The organism is Dokdonia pacifica, assembly GCF_900188275.1.
Classification (GTDB): Bacteria; Bacteroidota; Bacteroidia; order Flavobacteriales; family Flavobacteriaceae; genus Dokdonia; species Dokdonia pacifica.
On the sequence record NZ_FZNY01000001.1, the window covers coordinates 1,364,006 to 1,381,491 of the forward strand.

Annotated in this window: 20 protein-coding genes; 10 read left to right on the top strand and 10 right to left on the bottom strand. The window is 33.5% G+C overall.

Annotation, left to right across the window (positions count from 1 at the left end; all coding sequences use genetic code 11):
* Positions 1-7: 7 nt before the first annotated feature.
* Positions 8-439: a tellurite resistance TerB family protein gene (locus CHB80_RS06100; protein WP_089370524.1), complete on the bottom strand. Its 432-nt coding sequence runs from the start codon at positions 437-439 to the stop codon at positions 8-10.
* Between the two features lie 89 nt (positions 440-528).
* Here CHB80_RS06100 and CHB80_RS06105 point away from each other — a divergent pair, with 89 nt between their 5' ends.
* From CHB80_RS06105 to CHB80_RS06120, 4 genes are all read left to right on the top strand, one after another.
* Positions 529-1,122, top strand: a complete 594-nt coding sequence (locus CHB80_RS06105; RefSeq protein WP_089370525.1) for a HupE/UreJ family protein — start codon at positions 529-531, stop codon at positions 1,120-1,122.
* 103 nt (positions 1,123-1,225) lie between these two features.
* Positions 1,226-1,654, top strand: coding sequence for a deoxycytidylate deaminase (locus CHB80_RS06110; RefSeq protein WP_089370526.1), 429 nt, complete (start codon positions 1,226-1,228; stop codon positions 1,652-1,654).
* Positions 1,654-3,240, top strand: coding sequence for a S41 family peptidase (locus CHB80_RS06115; RefSeq protein ID WP_089370527.1), 1,587 nt, complete (start codon positions 1,654-1,656; stop codon positions 3,238-3,240). Before CHB80_RS06110 ends, CHB80_RS06115 begins: the two co-directional genes overlap by 1 nt.
* An 18-nt stretch (positions 3,241-3,258) precedes the next feature.
* On the top strand, positions 3,259-3,552 hold the full coding sequence (locus CHB80_RS06120) for a hypothetical protein (RefSeq protein WP_089370528.1): 294 nt from the start codon (positions 3,259-3,261) through the stop codon (positions 3,550-3,552).
* A gap of 14 nt (positions 3,553-3,566) precedes the next feature.
* Here the strand turns inward: CHB80_RS06120 and CHB80_RS06125 are convergent, their stop codons facing one another.
* Both CHB80_RS06125 and CHB80_RS06130 read right to left on the bottom strand, forming a co-directional pair.
* A complete protein-coding gene (locus CHB80_RS06125; RefSeq protein ID WP_089370529.1) occupies positions 3,567-3,782 on the bottom strand; it encodes a hypothetical protein in 216 nt (71 codons plus the stop codon).
* Between the two features lie 5 nt (positions 3,783-3,787).
* Entirely contained in the window at positions 3,788-4,369 is a 582-nt protein-coding gene (locus CHB80_RS06130; protein ID WP_089370530.1) for a MarC family protein, read from the bottom strand.
* Positions 4,370-4,609: 240 nt separating this feature from the next.
* Here CHB80_RS06130 and CHB80_RS06135 point away from each other — a divergent pair, with 240 nt between their 5' ends.
* The 3 genes from CHB80_RS06135 (at position 4,610) to CHB80_RS06145 (ending at position 7,247) form a co-directional block, all read left to right on the top strand.
* Positions 4,610-5,179 (top strand): DUF3109 family protein, encoded by a 570-nt coding sequence (locus CHB80_RS06135; protein ID WP_089370531.1) that lies wholly within the window; start codon positions 4,610-4,612, stop codon positions 5,177-5,179.
* Between the two features lie 62 nt (positions 5,180-5,241).
* A complete protein-coding gene (locus tag CHB80_RS06140) occupies positions 5,242-6,384 on the top strand; it encodes a methionine aminotransferase (RefSeq protein ID WP_089370532.1) in 1,143 nt (380 codons plus the stop codon).
* 2 nt (positions 6,385-6,386) lie between these two features.
* The gene (locus CHB80_RS06145) at positions 6,387-7,247 is read left to right on the top strand and encodes an alpha/beta fold hydrolase (RefSeq protein ID WP_089370533.1); all 861 of its coding nucleotides are present in this window, start codon (positions 6,387-6,389) and stop codon (positions 7,245-7,247) included.
* Positions 7,248-7,253: 6 nt separating this feature from the next.
* On the opposite strand, the gene CHB80_RS06150 is transcribed toward CHB80_RS06145, so the two are convergent.
* Together CHB80_RS06150 and CHB80_RS06155 are read right to left on the bottom strand one after the other, a co-directional pair.
* Entirely contained in the window at positions 7,254-7,904 is a 651-nt protein-coding gene (locus tag CHB80_RS06150; protein WP_089370534.1) for a DUF2459 domain-containing protein, read from the bottom strand.
* Positions 7,905-7,907: 3 nt separating this feature from the next.
* Entirely contained in the window at positions 7,908-9,056 is a 1,149-nt protein-coding gene (locus CHB80_RS06155) for a serine hydrolase domain-containing protein (RefSeq protein WP_089370535.1), read from the bottom strand.
* A gap of 212 nt (positions 9,057-9,268) precedes the next feature.
* On the opposite strand from CHB80_RS06155, the gene CHB80_RS06160 reads away from it, so the two are divergent.
* A complete protein-coding gene (locus CHB80_RS06160) occupies positions 9,269-9,733 on the top strand; it encodes an ankyrin repeat domain-containing protein (RefSeq protein WP_089370536.1) in 465 nt (154 codons plus the stop codon).
* 12 nt (positions 9,734-9,745) lie between these two features.
* On the opposite strand, the gene CHB80_RS06165 is transcribed toward CHB80_RS06160, so the two are convergent.
* Together CHB80_RS06165 and CHB80_RS06170 are read right to left on the bottom strand one after the other, a co-directional pair.
* Positions 9,746-10,213 (bottom strand): DUF6252 family protein, encoded by a 468-nt coding sequence (locus tag CHB80_RS06165; protein ID WP_089370537.1) that lies wholly within the window; start codon positions 10,211-10,213, stop codon positions 9,746-9,748.
* Positions 10,214-10,382: 169 nt separating this feature from the next.
* On the bottom strand, positions 10,383-11,726 hold the full coding sequence (locus CHB80_RS06170; RefSeq protein ID WP_089370538.1) for an OmpA family protein: 1,344 nt from the start codon (positions 11,724-11,726) through the stop codon (positions 10,383-10,385).
* A gap of 78 nt (positions 11,727-11,804) precedes the next feature.
* Here CHB80_RS06170 and CHB80_RS06175 point away from each other — a divergent pair, with 78 nt between their 5' ends.
* Positions 11,805-12,347, top strand: coding sequence for an RNA polymerase sigma factor (locus CHB80_RS06175; protein WP_089370539.1), 543 nt, complete (start codon positions 11,805-11,807; stop codon positions 12,345-12,347).
* Positions 12,340-13,068 (top strand): tetratricopeptide repeat protein, encoded by a 729-nt coding sequence (locus tag CHB80_RS06180; RefSeq protein WP_089370540.1) that lies wholly within the window; start codon positions 12,340-12,342, stop codon positions 13,066-13,068. The genes CHB80_RS06175 and CHB80_RS06180 overlap by 8 nt, the downstream gene beginning before the upstream one ends.
* Here the strand turns inward: CHB80_RS06180 and CHB80_RS06185 are convergent.
* Genes CHB80_RS06185 through CHB80_RS06195 form a run of 3 tightly spaced genes read right to left on the bottom strand, consistent with a single transcriptional unit; the run spans position 13,058 to position 17,485 of the window.
* Entirely contained in the window at positions 13,058-16,129 is a 3,072-nt protein-coding gene (locus CHB80_RS06185; protein WP_089370541.1) for a CHAT domain-containing protein, read from the bottom strand. The genes CHB80_RS06180 and CHB80_RS06185 overlap by 11 nt on opposite strands.
* A gap of 55 nt (positions 16,130-16,184) precedes the next feature.
* Entirely contained in the window at positions 16,185-16,832 is a 648-nt protein-coding gene (locus CHB80_RS06190; RefSeq protein WP_089370542.1) for an HAD family hydrolase, read from the bottom strand.
* Complete coding sequence (locus CHB80_RS06195) at positions 16,829-17,485, bottom strand: 3'-5' exonuclease (RefSeq protein WP_089370543.1); 657 nt, start codon at positions 17,483-17,485, stop codon at positions 16,829-16,831. Before CHB80_RS06195 ends, CHB80_RS06190 begins: the two co-directional genes overlap by 4 nt.
* Position 17,486 lies beyond the last annotated feature (1 nt).

The following is a 17,486-nucleotide window of genomic DNA, read 5'->3' on the forward strand; positions in this document are numbered from 1 at the left end:
AGTGTTATTAACGATTCATTAATTTGATTTCTTCCTTAAAAGTATCTAGATCTACACCTTCACTCACAAGAGACAATGCTTTGTCTACAACATACTTTACATTATTTACTGTAAATCCTAAACCTACAGCAAGTCTTTCTAGCATGATAGTTTGCTTATCTCCAAGCTCATGATCTGCATAAACCATTCTTCCTAAGTCAAAAAGACGTTCTAAACGGCTTTCATATGTAATAGGAGGATTGATTTTATGAGTTTTATAATCTTTTAATATGGCTTTGTAATCTTCTTCTGAAATATCGAGATTACGAGCTGTTCTATCTAGGAATTTTTTTTCATCTTCAGTGATGATGGTATCACTCATTGCAATACGTACCATAGCTGCAAAATGATCTTCATTACGCTTGCGGAAACCGCTATCATACAAATCTGAAATAGACATAGTTTTATCTTTATAATTAAGTCGCAAATATAGCTATTATTGCATCATTTTTAATTTGTACATTTGGAAAACCCCCTAATATATTTTTGATGGATACTTTTTGGTTTTATTTTAAAGAAGGACTTTTCCATGTACTTGATTGGAATGCCTATGACCACATTCTTTTTATTATAGTTTTAACCGTTCCATACACTTTTTCTAACTGGAAAAGATTATTATCGTTAGTAACTATTTTTACCGTAGGACATACCATATCGCTTAGTCTTTCTGCATATGAAGTTGTCAAAATTAATACAACCCTTATAGAGTTTCTAATTCCTGTGACGATTCTAATTACAGCCCTATATAACATTTTTACAGCAGGGAAAAAGGGAAGAAAAGAACAAGTGGGGGTTTACTTTATTAGTACATTGTTTTTTGGGCTTATTCACGGTTTTGGGTTTTCTACGTATTTTAAAATGATGACCGCTAGTACAGAGAATAAATTTATACCCCTATTAGAATATACATTGGGTATAGAAGCATCTCAAATTATTATAGTACTTTTAGTGCTCATTATGAGCTTTGTAGGCCAGTTTTTGTTCCGTTTTTCATTAAGAGATTGGGTCATGGTCATTTCTGCTATTGTGATTGGGGTTGCAATTCCTATTTTTAGAAATGCATTATTTGCGTTAAATATTTAATAATCGGTTGCGTATCCCGTAAGAGGCACTTACTTTAGTAGTTATAAATTGGGTTTGGTTATTTATACGCTTTCGCGAAAGCGTATACCCGCATAATAAATACATGGGTTTAAAGCAACATAAATACGATATCGCCTATCTAAGAATGGCGCGCGAATGGGGAAAACTATCTTACTGTGAGCGTAAACAAGTTGGCGCAATTATTGTAAAAGATAAAATGATCATATCTGATGGCTATAATGGAACGCCTACAGGATTTGAGAATTTTTGTGAAGATGAAGAAGGATATACAAAGTGGTATGTTTTACACGCCGAAGCAAATGCAATTTTAAAAGTAGCATCATCTACACAATCTTGTAAAGGAGCTACGTTATACATTACATTAAGTCCTTGTAAAGAATGCAGTAAGCTTATTCATCAAGCTGGAATAAATCGCGTTGTTTTTAAAGAAGGTTATAAAGATCAGAGCGGTGTGAAATTTTTAGAAAAAGCAGGCGTTGAGATAGTACATCTTTCAAATTTAGAAGATTAATGAAATTAAAAAAGAAATACGTACCCATCCTTTTTAGCTTAGGAATCGTTTTTGGAATTGTGCTAGGTAGTTTTTTAAACTTTGGTACTTCTTCCGATACCGCTTTTTTTAGTTCAAACAGTAAAAAAGAAAAACTTAATAAACTCATAGATTATATAGACTATGAGTATGTAGATACTGTAAATACAGATAGTATTGTAGAAGTAACTGTAAATGGAATTTTAGATAACCTAGATCCTCACTCTACATATATTCCTCCAGAAGAATTAAAAGAGATTGAAGAAAATATGAAGGGTGATTTTGTAGGGATAGGTATAAGTTTCTACCCTTACCAAGATTCTGTTGCTGTTATACAAGCTATAGAAGGAGGACCTAGTGCTAAAGTAGGAATACAAGGCGGAGATCGTATTGTATCTGCAGATGGCATTCCGCTTTCAGGAAAAGCAATGGATGACGACTCTTTATCTAAAATTTTAAAAGGACGTATCGATACTTCTGTAAATCTAAAAATAAAAAGACAAGGTGAAGATGAGCTTATTTCATATCGAGTAAAAAGAGATGTTGTTCCTATATCAAGTGTCATTGCAAATTATATGCTTACAGACCAATTAGGATATATTAAGATCAATAGATTTGCCGAATCTACCTATGACGAATTTAAAAAAGCATTAAAAGAGCTTAAATCACAAGGAGCTACACAACTAGCATTAGACTTAAGAGATAACCCTGGCGGATACGTCTCTAGTGCAGAGGCAATAGCCGATGAATTCCTAGAAAAAAATAAACTCATCTTATTTACTAAAAATAAAACAGGAAAGATTAATAAAACATACTCAAATCGAGGAGGTATTTTTGAAGATGGAGAAGTGTTTATTTTGATTAATGAAAACTCAGCTTCTGCTAGTGAAATTGTTGCTGGAGCATTACAAGATAATGACAAAGGACTCATTATTGGAAGACGTTCCTTCGGGAAGGGGCTTGTGCAACGAGAAATGGCCTTGGGTGATGGTAGTGCTGTACGTCTTACCATAGCGAGATACTATACTCCCACAGGTAGATCTATCCAAAAACCCTATGAGTTAGGAAATAAAGACTATTTTGAAGATTATTTAGAGCGTTATGAAAATGGCGAATTACGAAGTGCAGATAGTATTAAAGTAGCCGACTCTCTTAAATTTAAAACCCCATTAGGGAAAGTCGTATACGGTGGAGGAGGTATTATACCCGATGTCTTTGTTCCTAAAAATACTGATTATGAGATAGAACACCTTAATTATTTACTCAGATCTGGATATATGCGTATGTTTATTTTTGAAGAGTTAGAAAAAGATCGTCCGTATTATAATACCCTTTCAATAGAGAAATTTCAAAATGAAATTATAATATCAGATACAATTGTAGAAGATTTTATATCTTACGCACAATTAAGGGGAATTAATTTAAGAGCAAAAAAATACAGGGACGTTTATAAAAGATACCTAAAAGCCACTATGGCAAAACAGCTCTTTGGGAACAATGCTTTTGAACAAATGGTTAATCAAGATGATGCGATTATCCAAAAGGTTGTTAGTATAAGTACCAATTAATTAGGGGATATATTATATATGGTTATAATTGCATCAGTATTTGTATTTATTATCGCTGTTATCTTTAGATTACTAGATAACAGTGCTAAGTTATTTATCTCTAATGGGATCTCTGTAAGTCCATTTTATCTTTCAGCAGAAACGGTCATTGAAGAAATGAATAAACTTGATGATGATAAATTAAAACAAAAACTAAAACGTAACCTACTCTACCAAAAACTACATAAAATCTTTACCATCTTATCTATTATTACATTAATGGTAGGTATAGGTTTAGAAATATATAAGCCTGAGCTTATTTATTTATTTTAAGGTTTTCACAAAACTTATTTAGCACTTCGTCTTTGCTCCTTTTGCTTTTTTGCAATCTTTCTAGAGAGTTGTAAAATAAGAAGCAATATAATGGCACAAGTACTTCCTAAAATACCTATAAGAGCTACAGAGCTATCTCCTTGAAAAGGAGCATCAAAATTAACCTGTGTTACATTATAAATAAGTAAGATTGCTGCAAGTGCTATAAATACTGGGATGGCAATACGCATATGTTCTATTTAAATAATTCCTGAATATTTGATGTAAATAATTTTACGGCAATAGCTAGCAAAATTACACCAAAAACTTTTTGAATCACAGCAATTCCATTTTTACCCATAAATTTTTCAATATGTCTAGAGGTTTTTAAGACAATATATATGAGTAAAATATTAATAGCAATAGCCACAATTATATTTTCAATCTTATACTCTGCACGTAAGGCTACAAGTGATGTTAAACTTCCAGGACCTGCAAGTAATGGAAACGCTAGCGGAAATACCGTTACTGTTTTAGGACTCACCTCTTCATCCTTAAATAATGTAATACCTAGAATCATCTCTAAGGCAATAAAAAATAAGATAAAAGAACCCGCCACGGCAAATTCATTTACTTCAACACCTATCACATTCAAGATGCTTTCTCCTAAAAAAACAAAAGCAATCATAATCACTAAAGCTATAATAGATGCTTTAGCGCTTTGAATATGCCCTGCTTTTTTACGCAGTTTGATCACAATAGGAATATTCCCTACAATATCAATAACGGCAAATAGGATCATAGTTGCCGCTGTTATTTCTTTAAAATTAAAATCCATAACCTGATGGTTTAAAATGCGCGGTAAAATTACTACAAATTATAGGATCTTACTTGTATATTCCATATGAAATTAAGGTAAAATTTATGTGAATTTATACGCTTTCGCGAAAGCGTATACAACCATATTTATTTCTATAACCATATTTTGAATAAAGATGTATTGATATAACTAATAGCTGTTTTTTAAATCTTAATACGGATATTTTATAGCTCATACTTTTCGAGGTATCTTTGTGATATGTTTCAGCTTAAAAATACCATCGTTTCCGAAGATATTATAGAAAAAGATTTTGTTTGCAATCTCAATGCATGCAAGGGAGAATGTTGTATAGCTGGTGAAGCTGGAGCTCCATTAGAAAAAGAAGAGGTTGAGATACTAAAGACTATTTATGATGATGTAAAACCTTTTTTGAGACCAGAAGGTATTGCAGCAATAGAGCAACAAGGAACTTCTATTGTGACAGATTTAGGAGAATTAGAAACTACTTTAGTGAATGGTGCTGAGTGTGCCTATGTGACTTTTAATGACAAAGGATTTGCGAGTTGTGGAATAGAAGATGCATACAATGCTGGAAAAGTAGATTTCAAAAAGCCTATATCGTGTCATCTATATCCTGTTCGTGTTCAAAAATACAGTTCGTTTTCTGCGGTAAATTATCACAGATGGCCTATTTGTGATGATGCATGTACACTAGGAAAAGAACTACAAGTACCAGTTTATAAGTTTACGAAAGATGCGCTTGTCCGTAAGTTTGGAGACGCTTGGTATGCAGAGTTAGAAAAAGTGGCAGCAGCTATAAAAAAGTAAGGTCAGGCTTATAATAGAGACAGTGTAAGTGGTCTGCGCTTTCCATTGAAAGAGAATATACTATGAAAAACACTTCCAAATTACCCGAGGTAACCAACTCTATTTTTAGTGTGATGGGGCAGATGGCACATGCACATAATGCTATTAATCTCTCTCAAGGATTCCCAGGTTTTGATACCGATCCCAAATTACATGCACTAGTTACTGAGGCAATGGCTTCTGGCCATAATCAATATGCACCTATGCAAGGTGTGTATAGCCTTAGAGAACAAATAGCTTTAAAACTTAATACGCTTTATAAAAGCGATTATCATCCAGAAACAGAAATTACAGTAACGGTAGGAGCAACACAAGCCATTTATACAGCAATCTCTGCATTTGTACATGTGAATGATGAGGTTATTGTACTAAAACCTGCGTATGACTCTTATGAGCCTGCTATATTAGTAAATGGAGGTAAGGTAGTGCCCATACAACTTAAGGCTCCAGACTATAAAGTAGATTGGGAAATAGTTAAACAAGCGATTACGCCAGCAACAAAAATGCTTATTATTAATACACCTCATAATCCAACGGGTACTGTATTGACGAAAGAAGATATGTTAGCGCTACAAGCTATTTTAGAAGGAACCAATATCATATTACTGAGCGATGAGGTGTATGAACATATTGTTTTTGATAGGATAGTACATGAGAGTGTTGCTAAATACCCTAAACTGGCAGAGAGAGCTTTTATAACAGCTTCTTTTGGAAAAACATTTCATAATACAGGGTGGAAAATGGGATATGCTGCAGCGCCTAAGCATTTAATGAATGAATTTCAAAAAGTACACCAATTTGCTGTTTTTTCTGTACACCACCCTACACAAAAAGCCTTTGCTCACTATTTAAAAACACCCAATCATTATTTAGAATTAGGCGCATTTTACCAACGTAAAAGAGATTTGTTTTTAGAGCTGATTAAAGAGTCTAGATTTAAGATGACACCTTCTTCAGGAACGTATTTTCAATTATTGGATTATAGCGCTATTACTGATGAACATGATGTAGCTTTCGCCGAAAGGCTTATTAAAGAAAAAGGGATAGCTTCTATACCTACGTCTGTTTTTAATCTGGATCAAGAAGATTTTAAAATGTTACGTTTTTGTTTTGCTAAAACCGACGAAACATTAGAACAAGCGGCGACGATACTTAATGCCATCTAAGAATGAAAAGTGCTGCTTTTTATATACTGCTTGGTTTTTCTATTTTAAATGGATTTACGTCTTGCACTGTGTTGCAGTGGCGATCTAATGATGCAGAAATTCAAGCGTATTTTGCAGAAAAAGAAATTCCTACAGAGATTAGTTATTTTGAGATTGATAGCATGGATTTAAAAATTCGTGTACAACACATCAAACAATCAAAGTCAGATATTAATATTATTTTTTTTCACGGTTCACCGAGTTCTTTGTCTGCATGGAATGGCTATTTAAATGATACAGCCTTTGTAAAAAAAGCAAGGATTCATGCTGTAGACAGACCAGGATATGGCTATTCAAATTTTGGAGATGCCATGACTTCTATAGATACACAAGCTAAAGTAATGAGTAATCTCTTAGATCATTATGATCTTGAGAATGTGATTGCTATAGGTTCTTCTTATGGAGGACCACTTGCTGCAAGACTTGCATATGAAAATCCTCGTGTAAAAGGAGTTGTGATGATCTCTCCAGCCATCGATCCAAATAATGAAAAGAAAATTTGGCAATCTAAGTTTACACAATGGTGGATTACGCGTTGGTTGTGCCCTACAGGATATCGTGTTGCGGGAGATGAAAAAACAGTACATGCGCAAGAACTCGCTCTTATAGCAAATGATTGGAGTGCCGTAACTGTTCCTGTTTTACACATTCATGGAGATATAGATGATATTGTTCCTTATGAAAACATACAGTATACTAAAGAAGTTTTTCCGGATATAGAAATTATTACAACGCCTAATACAGGTCACGAGATTGCGTGGGGACGGCCAGATTTGATGAAGCCTTTGATTTTGAAGTTTATGGAGAAGGTGTTTTTAGAATAGTAATAATTACTCCTCATACCATCTCAAAACTCCAAAGTCAAAAGGTGTCCATAAACTTGCTTTCATATCACTTTCTTTAAGAGCAGTATTGGTCCAACTATTACAGGTTTTATAAAACATATAATTGCCATGGGCTTTATAAAAATTATCTCTATCTGGAGTATAGGAAGCTCCTTCTATAAGTTGTTTTCCAGTATCATTTTCATCAAAAGTTTGGAGAATATATGTATTAAGTTTTTGAAGTTGTTTTTCAGTAATCTGAACTGCAATCCAACGCTCTCTTTTTGTGCGGTATCTAGTAACATGCATTAGGGTACTACTTTCTAAAAAGGCCGCTCTAAATGCAGTAGAGAATTTGAGTTCTCCCCAAGTAGGGGTATTTAAAAAAAAGTTTTCTTCTCCCCAACCATAGGCAAAATACTGTTCTTTAGGATGGTATTTTTGCCCTTTAAGAAGCTCGGGGATCATAAGCGTTTTAGGTAAAATTACATCACTATGTACACCATTCGTAGTTAAATAGATGGTATTATTTTTTTGAGCTTCTTCTATTTCGTCTCCCACAGGAATGTATGTGAGAATTAGCGATATAATAATATAGCTAATCGGGATAAGTAAGACATAACCAATGCCTTTAAGAAGAAGCTTTATATATCTCATCCATTATAATGTTTTTGTAAGTTTAGCCATAAACTCACCTATTTTGCTAGGCTCTAACCATCGTGTAACAACCACAAGATCATGAGCACGATCTACAATAATAAAATTTCCTCCAAACCCAGCAGCATAGTATACATCTTCGCCTACCTGCTCCCAATGTCTAGGTCCTTTCTTATTAAGCCACCACATAAAGCCATAATTTACATTAGGCTTAGAGGGTGCTATCGCATCTTGTATCCATTCTGAAGAGATCAAACGTTCGGTATTCCAAACCCCATCATTTAAAAATAATAACCCAAACCGCGCCATATCTTTAGCACTAATAAATAATCCTGCACCACTGTGTCCGCCACCAGTAACAGATTTCATTTGGATACCATCTACCTCTACCCACGCATCTTCATAACCATGCCATCTCCAAGCAGTAGAAGCTCCTATTTTATCCATAATTTCCTCTTTTAAAACTTGAGGTAGGGGTTTGCGCCACACATTTAAAAGACTATATGATAGTACATTTACACGTACGTCATTATACTCCATGACAGTGCCAGGAGTTTTGGGTGCTGCATACTGCCAGTCATCTAGATCACCTTCTCTAGGTGGGCGATCTGCCCAATCTTTTCCACCCCATAAAATTCCTTGCCAGGCACTATTTTGTTGTAATAAATGACGCCATGTAATTTGAGAATTATGACGTCCATCAAATGTACCGTCCCAGAGATATTTTTTTACAGGATCATCTACACTAGCAATAAGGTTTTTATCAATAGCGAGACCAGCCATAGTAGACAAGAAGCTTTTCGTCACAGAAAAAGTCATATCTACGCGTTCTGTATCTCCCCATTGCGCTACGAGCTTTCCATTTTTTAGAATCATTCCAGCAGGGCCACCACGTTTTTTTGTAGGGCCTAAAATTTGGTGAAATGGTTCGCGTCTAAACCCTTCTAAAATAGCAATACGCAGGTCTCTAGAGCCTGAATATTCGTTCGCTTTCGCGAAAGCGATTACATCAACAAGACCTTCTGAGTCAATACCCGCTTCTTTAGGAGTAATTTCCTCCCAATTGGCATTGCGTTCAGGAAAATAATAATCTTGTGCCGTACCTTGAAAAAATGTAAGGCTAGCAATAAAAAATATACTGAGTGTTTTCATAGACTTTAAATGTACTATTTTACGCTTTATAAATAAAAAAGATAGGGTTGTTTCAACTAAGAATACATAAAGAATGAGTTTGAAAATACCCGTTTTAATAGTAATCTGACAATTTTATAAGGCCTTAGATAGTAATTTATGAATTTTTGAGAAAATAAGCTTGTTGTAGAAAAAGGGCGCTAAATTCCCTTGTTTTTTTATATCTTAAACCCATGAATAATTCACTATTTGATGCCATTCGTTCTGCAGACCTAGAGACGGTCTCAAAAATATTGAATGCACATCCAGAGCTAGTTGATATAAAAGACCCTAGAGGATCAACTCCTCTATTGTTAGCAACGTATTATGGACATAAAGATATTTCGGAAGTAATACTGAAGCACAAACCAGATGTAAATGCAAAAGACGGATCAGGAAATACACCTTTAATGGGGGTGTGCTTTAAAGGATATCCAGAAATTGCAAGACTCCTTATAGATGCTGGGGCAGATGTAAATGCTATTAATTTTAATAATGCAACAGCACTTATTTATGCCGCTACTTTTGCGCAATCTGAGATTGCAAAATTACTCATAGAAAAAGGCGCCGATAAAAACCACAAAGATGAGCGTGGACATACAGCTTATGATCATGCAAAAATGCAAGGAGTGACAACTCTTATGGAGATTTTATCATAAGTCTGATCATTTCTAATATGTAATTTTAAAATTCCCTTCAGTAATATCAAAAGAAGGATTCCCTTGAAGAATAGGCTTTGTCGTAAAATAGAAAGTTCCTTCTATATGTTTGTTTCCTATATCATGTGTCGTAATAGTGACAGAGCCACGAGTTGCAAATCCTGCAAGCTCTTCGTTTTCCTGATATTTTCCTTGAACGAGAAGATCCTCAAATTTATAAGTTCCAGGAGTTACTTCTTGAGGGAGAATTAACTGTATATCTTCCCCTGTACCCATTGCTCCAGTAAGTAGCAATGTGTTAGGTATTGTAGAAATAAAACCAGTAACGTGAATAGCGTTATATGATTTTCCATTTACAGCTGCTTTTAAACTATTTGTTGATACACGAATAGACTGTTTTTGTTCTTGTTGTTTACAACTGTTACTACTAAGTAAGGAGATTGTAAATAATAGGATGTATATATAGCTTGTGGTTTTCATATGTTGAGTTTTATTTTGTTAATGTTTGCGCCTAATTAAAGGCGCAAACAAACAAAAAATGGGGTGTTTTAGTGAGATAAGGTTACTATATACATAAGCGGTTCTTAAAACTTATATACATTCATATAGTAGCGTAATTAGTCCCCATTTAGAGATGGCAATTCTGATATTATAATTGAACGATTTCTACACGTCTATTTTGAGCTTTGGCAGTTACGGTATTTTCATCAGAAAGTGGCTCTGATGATCCTTTTCCAAGAGTTTGAAGTCTTGAAGAATCTATTCCAAATTCTTTCTTTAATATTTTTTGAACGGCAATGGCCCTATTTTCTGATAAAGGAATATTAACACTATCACTACCATCATTATCTGTGTGTCCAATAATCTTATAAGATTTGTCTGGATTTGCTTTCATTGCTTGAGCAATTTGCTTTAAGGTTGCATATGATGATGCTTTAATACTTGCAGATCCACTATCAAAAGTGATTCCATGTGCTTGATAGCTTCCACTTTCAAATAAACGATCGGAACTATTAACCCCTGTTGCAAACTTGATGTTATTGAGGTAAAAATGCTCATTTTCAGTAGTGATTTCAGATTCAAAACGAATGGTTTTAAATAAGATATCTGATTCTGTAGCTCTAGGAATGTCTATGACTTTTTCTTCATTGGAATATACCTTTATACGGGTTCCTTTTTTAAGAATAGAAATATGTGTAATTTCATATGGAGTTCCTTCTTTTGTAAAAGAAATAGGATAACTCTTACTCGTCATATTCAAGCCTTTATTAGGCGTTTTTTTTGTGAAGAAAACACCTCTTCCACTACCACTACCTACTGCAAGACCTACTTTAGCATAGTGCTTCCCTTGGTTGTGTTTTCCCATATATGTATTGGGATCTGCTAGATCTGATAATAGGATATTTAAATGTCTTTTAAATGCCCAGGAATCGGGTTTAAAGTCATAAATAATATCAAATTCTAATGTAAAATCTTCTGGGATATTACTTGGTATTTCTGAAAATACATATATACCCACTCCTTTCCCAATGCGCATCCAGTTTCCAGGTGTTGTATTTATAGTAACCACTTCAGAGCTTAAGTTGGTATTCCATTTTTGAGGTAAATCTCCTACAACATCGCTAGAGAAATCTTCATAAGCAACTAGCTTTTCTCCAGGGATAAAATCATATTTAGAGTAGGCTTTAAAACCTACTTCTGGAGTGGTTTCAATTTCATTTTCTGTGGTGTCTTCTGTTTCAGAATTTGAAGCGTCTTTTTTCTTTTTTTTACGTTTTTTCTTTTTTTTCTTGTCTCCATCAAAAACATCATCTATTTCTTTGTCAACTTGTTGGTCGACTTTTTGTTCAATTTTTCGTTCTACCTTGTTTTTGATTTTTTTAAAGAGTTGTGCTTCTGCTTGTGAGCTGTATAATAATGCAATCATCACAAGTATTAGAGAGATATATTTCATAATGAGTAGTTGTTGATTCCACATCTTTATGAAAGTCATTTTAAAAAGGTTAACATAGTCTCGAAAAAAAAAATTATTTTAGGCTTGCTGTTAACCTTCTACTATCTATTTACATAAATGAAAAACGAACCTTCTATTACAACACTTAGAACTGGAGATTCAGTTGCATATCAAGTGATTTATGAAGGATATAGAGATGCTTTTATTGCTTTTGCTAGTAAGTATGATATTGATCAAGATGCTATTTTAGATGTCTATCAGGAAAGTATGATTGCCTTGTATGAAAATGTGATGAAAGGAAAGGTAAAAGACTTTAGCAGTACTATAAAAACATATCTTTTTGGTATTGGAAAGTTTAAACTTTATGAGCAGTTACGAGCTCAGAAAAAAATGGTGCTTGTAGATGATTTTAACGACCAAGAAACCATGGAAGAAGTAGAAACAACAGCGCTTACAGAACGACAAAAAGCATTAAAACAACATTTTCAAAAATTAGGAGATCGTTGTCGTAATATATTAGAACTCTTTTATTTAAATGGTTTAAAAATTAAAGAGATTATGATAGCGGCCAATTATGAAAATGAAAATACAGTAAAAGCACAGAAGTCGCGTTGTCTGAAACAACTTAAAACAATGATGAACCCCCAAAATTATGGATAGGGATTTACTTATACATAAATATTTACATCAAACTCTTACTAACGAAGAGCAGATGGCTCTGAATGAGTTATTAGAGAGTGATCCTGAGTTTAAAGCCAATTTTGAACTTGAGAAAGACTTACATACAGTACTCATAGATGTTGGAAAAGAAAGCTTAAAACAACAGTTTGTTGATTTTGAAAATCAAGAACAAGAACAGCAGTTTGAAAAAACATCCCCTTCATTCTTGAGATATGCAATTGCTGCTTGTTTGATTATAGGGCTTAGTATTTTTGCATCTAAATATTTTATAAATACAACAAGTACAGACGATCTTTTTGCAGAAAATTTTGTTGCTTATCGCAATATCGTACTTCCTATAGAACGAGGAGAAGGAATAGATTCTCCTGAAAAAGAAGCTTTTTTCAAATATGAAATGAAAGAGTATCAAGCGGCCATCAATGCTTTTGAAACAGAGTTTTCTAGAACTCAACAACCATATTATTTGTTTTATACTGCAAATGCTTATTTGGCATTAGGAGACACAAAAAATGCTATTACACTACTTGAGAAACATCAGCGTTTTAAAGATGACTTTTATGAAAAATCACGATGGTATCTAGCCTTAGCATACCTAAAAGAAAAGAACCAAAATAAAAGTGTGATGCTTTTAGAAGAGATTAGTGCTAGTGATGGGTATCATCATAAAGAAGCAAGCGTTCTATTAAATGCTATTCGTTAGCTTCTGTACGCTTTCGCGAAAGCGTATACAACACTCCTAAAAGTATAATTCCTCCTATAATATACCACCACATATACGAAGAGTTTACAATAGGAGAGGTGTCGCCACTAAGTATAAATCCAGCCCAATAATAGGGTTGTTTTAAATCCTGATCTGTGGTTGTGCTTAAGTATAATCGTTTTGCCTCTTGTAATGCCTTATCCTTTGTCATTCCAGATTCTAGATTATTATAAAAATAGGTGGTAATTGTAGCGGTTTCTTGATCAGGGACTTTCCATAATGTCATTAAAGTGCTACTCACACCTGCATAAGTAAATGCACGAGACATACTCATGACTCCCTCTCCTTTTTCTAATTTTCCAAAACCAGTATTACACGAACTTAAAACAGCAAGATTTGCCTTGAGATTAAGCCCATAAATTTCAGAAGCTGTAAGTAAACTATCTCCTTGCTTCTGAGAAAAAAGCATTTTATTATAAAGTGGGTTGTTTTGATCTACTTCAGTATGCGTTGCGAGATGAAGAATATTATATTCTTTACTCAACGTGATAAAATTTTCTTTGGTAGCCTCTTCTCCAAGGTATGATTTTCCGTTTGTGATTCTTTCAATTTCTTTTACTTCTTTTGCATTGTTAGGCAGTGGGTTTTTATCATATTTTGGAGCAAAACCTAACCACCCTTTTCCTTTATTATTTAGGTTGATTTGTTCTTCTAATAACTGTAAAGATCCCGCATAACTAATCGCATAATTCTCTATAAGAAATGTTTCTTTTTGTTGTAATACTTCAAATGGGAGTAAGCTTAAAATATCATCTGTAATGAAGGTTAATTTTGTGATTTCGTCTGGGAGTTTTGGTAATAGCTGATCCCACATTTTTTGTGATAATGCGCTATTAAATTTTTGTTTGGATATAGAAGTTACTAATTGATTAATATCCTCTTTTAATGACTTAGAGGTGGAGAATTGTTCTATATAGTTTTTGTTTTTAGTAATAGTAAATCGATACCATGTATGGGTATCTATAAAATACATAATGATGGCTTCTTCTTCCTGAAGATATTTGTTTGTGAAACCATTAAAATCTTTTGTGGCAGATAAGTATTTAAGGTTTTTTAATTTAGGATATGTATTTTGAATAGCTTTTTGTAAACTATCGTATGTATGTTCAAACATAAGCTGTCTATTATATAGCTTTTGTATTTTATCTGAATCTTTATACTTAGATTGTTTTGTATTGTAAATACGTTTATTATTACGCTGTAATGAGTCTAATAATTGTGCTTCCGTATACAGTAATTCTTCTGGGATACCGGCTACTTTTTTAAATCGTGTTCCTTGAATTCCCTCTAATAAAACTGAATTTTTATTGATTTCTAGGTATCTGAAAAAAATTGACTTCAAATCTTCAGAATCTTCTAGTTGTATATTGTCATAAATTTTTGAAATAATTTTAGCTAGAAGTTCTTTTATTGTATTACCATAAATGATCTTATTAAACTGATTTGGAAATCTGTTTTTATGATCAATAATTGTTTTTAAAAAGTGTTCATATTCCTTACTTGTTGGACTACTCTTTAAAAGAAGTTCATAAGCTTCAATTTTTAGCTCGATATCTGGATATGTATACTTTTGAGGAATTTTTTCTTTAATCGATTTGAGAGCTTGTGTTGCGTTTTGAGTATCATTTACTGCAGTGTAGTATATGATAGTATTCATATCATTACGCCTATGAAAGTAATCTGCATCTTTAAAGCGATCCTGCAAGACTTCCTGAGATTTTTCTAGTAAAGGAGGCACTTTCTCTAATTGATTGGTTTCAAAATAGAGTTCAGGAAGATTGTTATACACATCTATCAAAAACAAATCTCTATTGATAGCTTGTGCAACACGCTCTGTTTTTAAGAAATAGGCTTCAGCTTTATCTAGCATTCCTAAATCTTTATACGTGTTTGCCAGATGAAGATATCCTGCGCAAACCCAATGATGGTTTTCAGGCACTACTTTAATGACAATATCTATTGCTTCCTTTCCTAATGAAATAGCCTCTTCTTTCCTACCTATTTTAGCGTATACCTTACCAAGGGTGCGAAGTGATTCTGCAATACGAGATGGTTGCTGGCTTAAATATAACTTTGCGTGTTCTAGTGCTTTTTCTCCATAAATCTGTGCTTTGGTATAATCGCCTATTTTCATATAAGAAGTGGCTACCTGATTATAATCTAATGCTAGATATGGATTTTTCTCATTAGCTTTTGAATCATATTTTACAGCCTCTTGAGCGTAAAAAAGACCTTTTTGATTATTCCCTAACCGATCACCAAACATAAGTGCAAGATTATAACTAGTGCTTGCTAGTACATCAAGATTTGGTTCTTGAAGCTGATCTCCTATTTGTAAAGATTTTTCATAGTATTTTGCAGCCATCTCAAAATCTTCTGTGAGATCATAGGTGGCTCCCATAATACTATATGCAATACTCACCTGATTTTTATAACCTAGATTTGAAAATAATTCAATAGCTTTTGTAAGACTTAAAATAGACTTTTCATACTCCCTCCAGTCTTGATGTATCCTTCCCATATACTCATGACTCAAGGCTTCTATAAAAGGATCATTTCCTGGTTTGTTTTTATAGGTTGTAACGTATGTTTTAATTTTTTCGGTATCGTATTTTTTTGAAACTTGAATATCCAGATACATCTCATAATAGGCAATAGTATGCTTTATTTTTAGGTCATTAAGAGAAGCCGTTTCATAGTTTTTTTTTGCTTTTTTTATGAGTGTTTCTGCTTCATTAAAACGCCTCTTGTTTGATAGAATACGGGCAATATATACGGTCGCTTTTGTATTTTGAAGAGGAGCATTTTGAGTTTGCTTTTCTATGTTTTGAAAAGAGGTAAGTAAAGAATCTTGTTTACTCATAGCTCCTGTTTTGTACATGAGCTCAAATTCAGATATAGCACGATCTAAACGATCCTGATTAGATTGTGAATGGGTAGTAATACCATTACACAAAAAAGCAATCATAAAAAGGATGTATGGATAAACCCTTGAATTCATAATAAAGAAGATGGTTAGTCAATTACTTGCATGTCAGTGTTAAAGATACCTTTTTTCAAATTGTGTACGATTTAAAATCTTCTACCCAATCTGTACATCCATGTTGTAGCATCATTTCTTTATTCTTTAGACCCACTCCTAAGAAATCAATTTTTAATTCTTGCGCAGCTTTTAAATCCCATAATCCATCACCTACAGCTATTATTTTATTAAAATCTCGTTGGTAATACTCTTTAGATTTTTGAATAGCTTCTTTTACAAAGCCAACTCTAGAAACACTCGTTATGGAAGTGGCTAATACCTCTGGAATAAAAGGAATATTAGCATCATTCATTTTAATGGCTGTCGCTTTTGGAAAAGCACCAGTTCCATAGGCAAATGGAATTTCTTTATGTTGAAGGTTTAATAATAGTTCTCTAGCGCCAGGTATTTCTATAACAGGGTCATGTTTGCGAAGCTCTGTTTCCAACAATGTATCTAATTCATATCGTAATGAGTCGGGTGCTTTTTTGCCAAAATTACGCTCGTAATTATACTCTAATGCATATCTATCTGTATGATGTAAGTAATTGTCATAATCTGTATCGATAGTATGTAAACCAATATCGCCAAGTACTTTTGTAATCACTTTTAAATAGGTTGGAATACTATCAGTAAGCGTTCCGTCTATATCAAATATATATAAGGTATTAGAAGCGTTCATGTAAATAATTCTTTGAGCTTTAATGTGTCATTTTGTGCAAGGCGTTTACATATTTTTATAAATGCAATAGCCGTAATCATAGCATCTCCAGAAGCGGTATGCCTATCATATAATGGTATTTTTAACGCTTCACTTAGTTGATCTAAACTATATCCTTGTTGCATATTCATTCTATTTACAGGATGTTGTAATCGTTTGTATAAAGTTCCTGTATCTAAGGTTTTATTCTTTAATTTCCCTAGATGATGGCGTTGTAGCATTTTATTAATGACTGCAATATCAAAACCAATATGATGCCCGATAATAATATCAGTACCAATAAAATGTAAGGTTCGTTGTATGGCTTCAATTGCTGAGATTTTATCGTAAGCCCCTTTTTTTAAAATCCCATGTATGGGTGTGCTTTTAGGATCGTAATGATCCTGTTCTACATATAATTCTAAATTATCAGAAACTGTAATTGTATCTCCTTTTATGGCAATGGCTCCTATAGATAAAATGCGATCTTTTTTTATGTCTAAACCCGTGGTTTCTGTATCTAAGGCAATAAACCGAGTCTCTGCTAATGGTTTTTGTTCCGCTTTCGCGAAAGCGGACTCATACTGCTCCCAAAATGGAGGGTATTCTTTAGTATGTTGCCATGGCCATTTCATA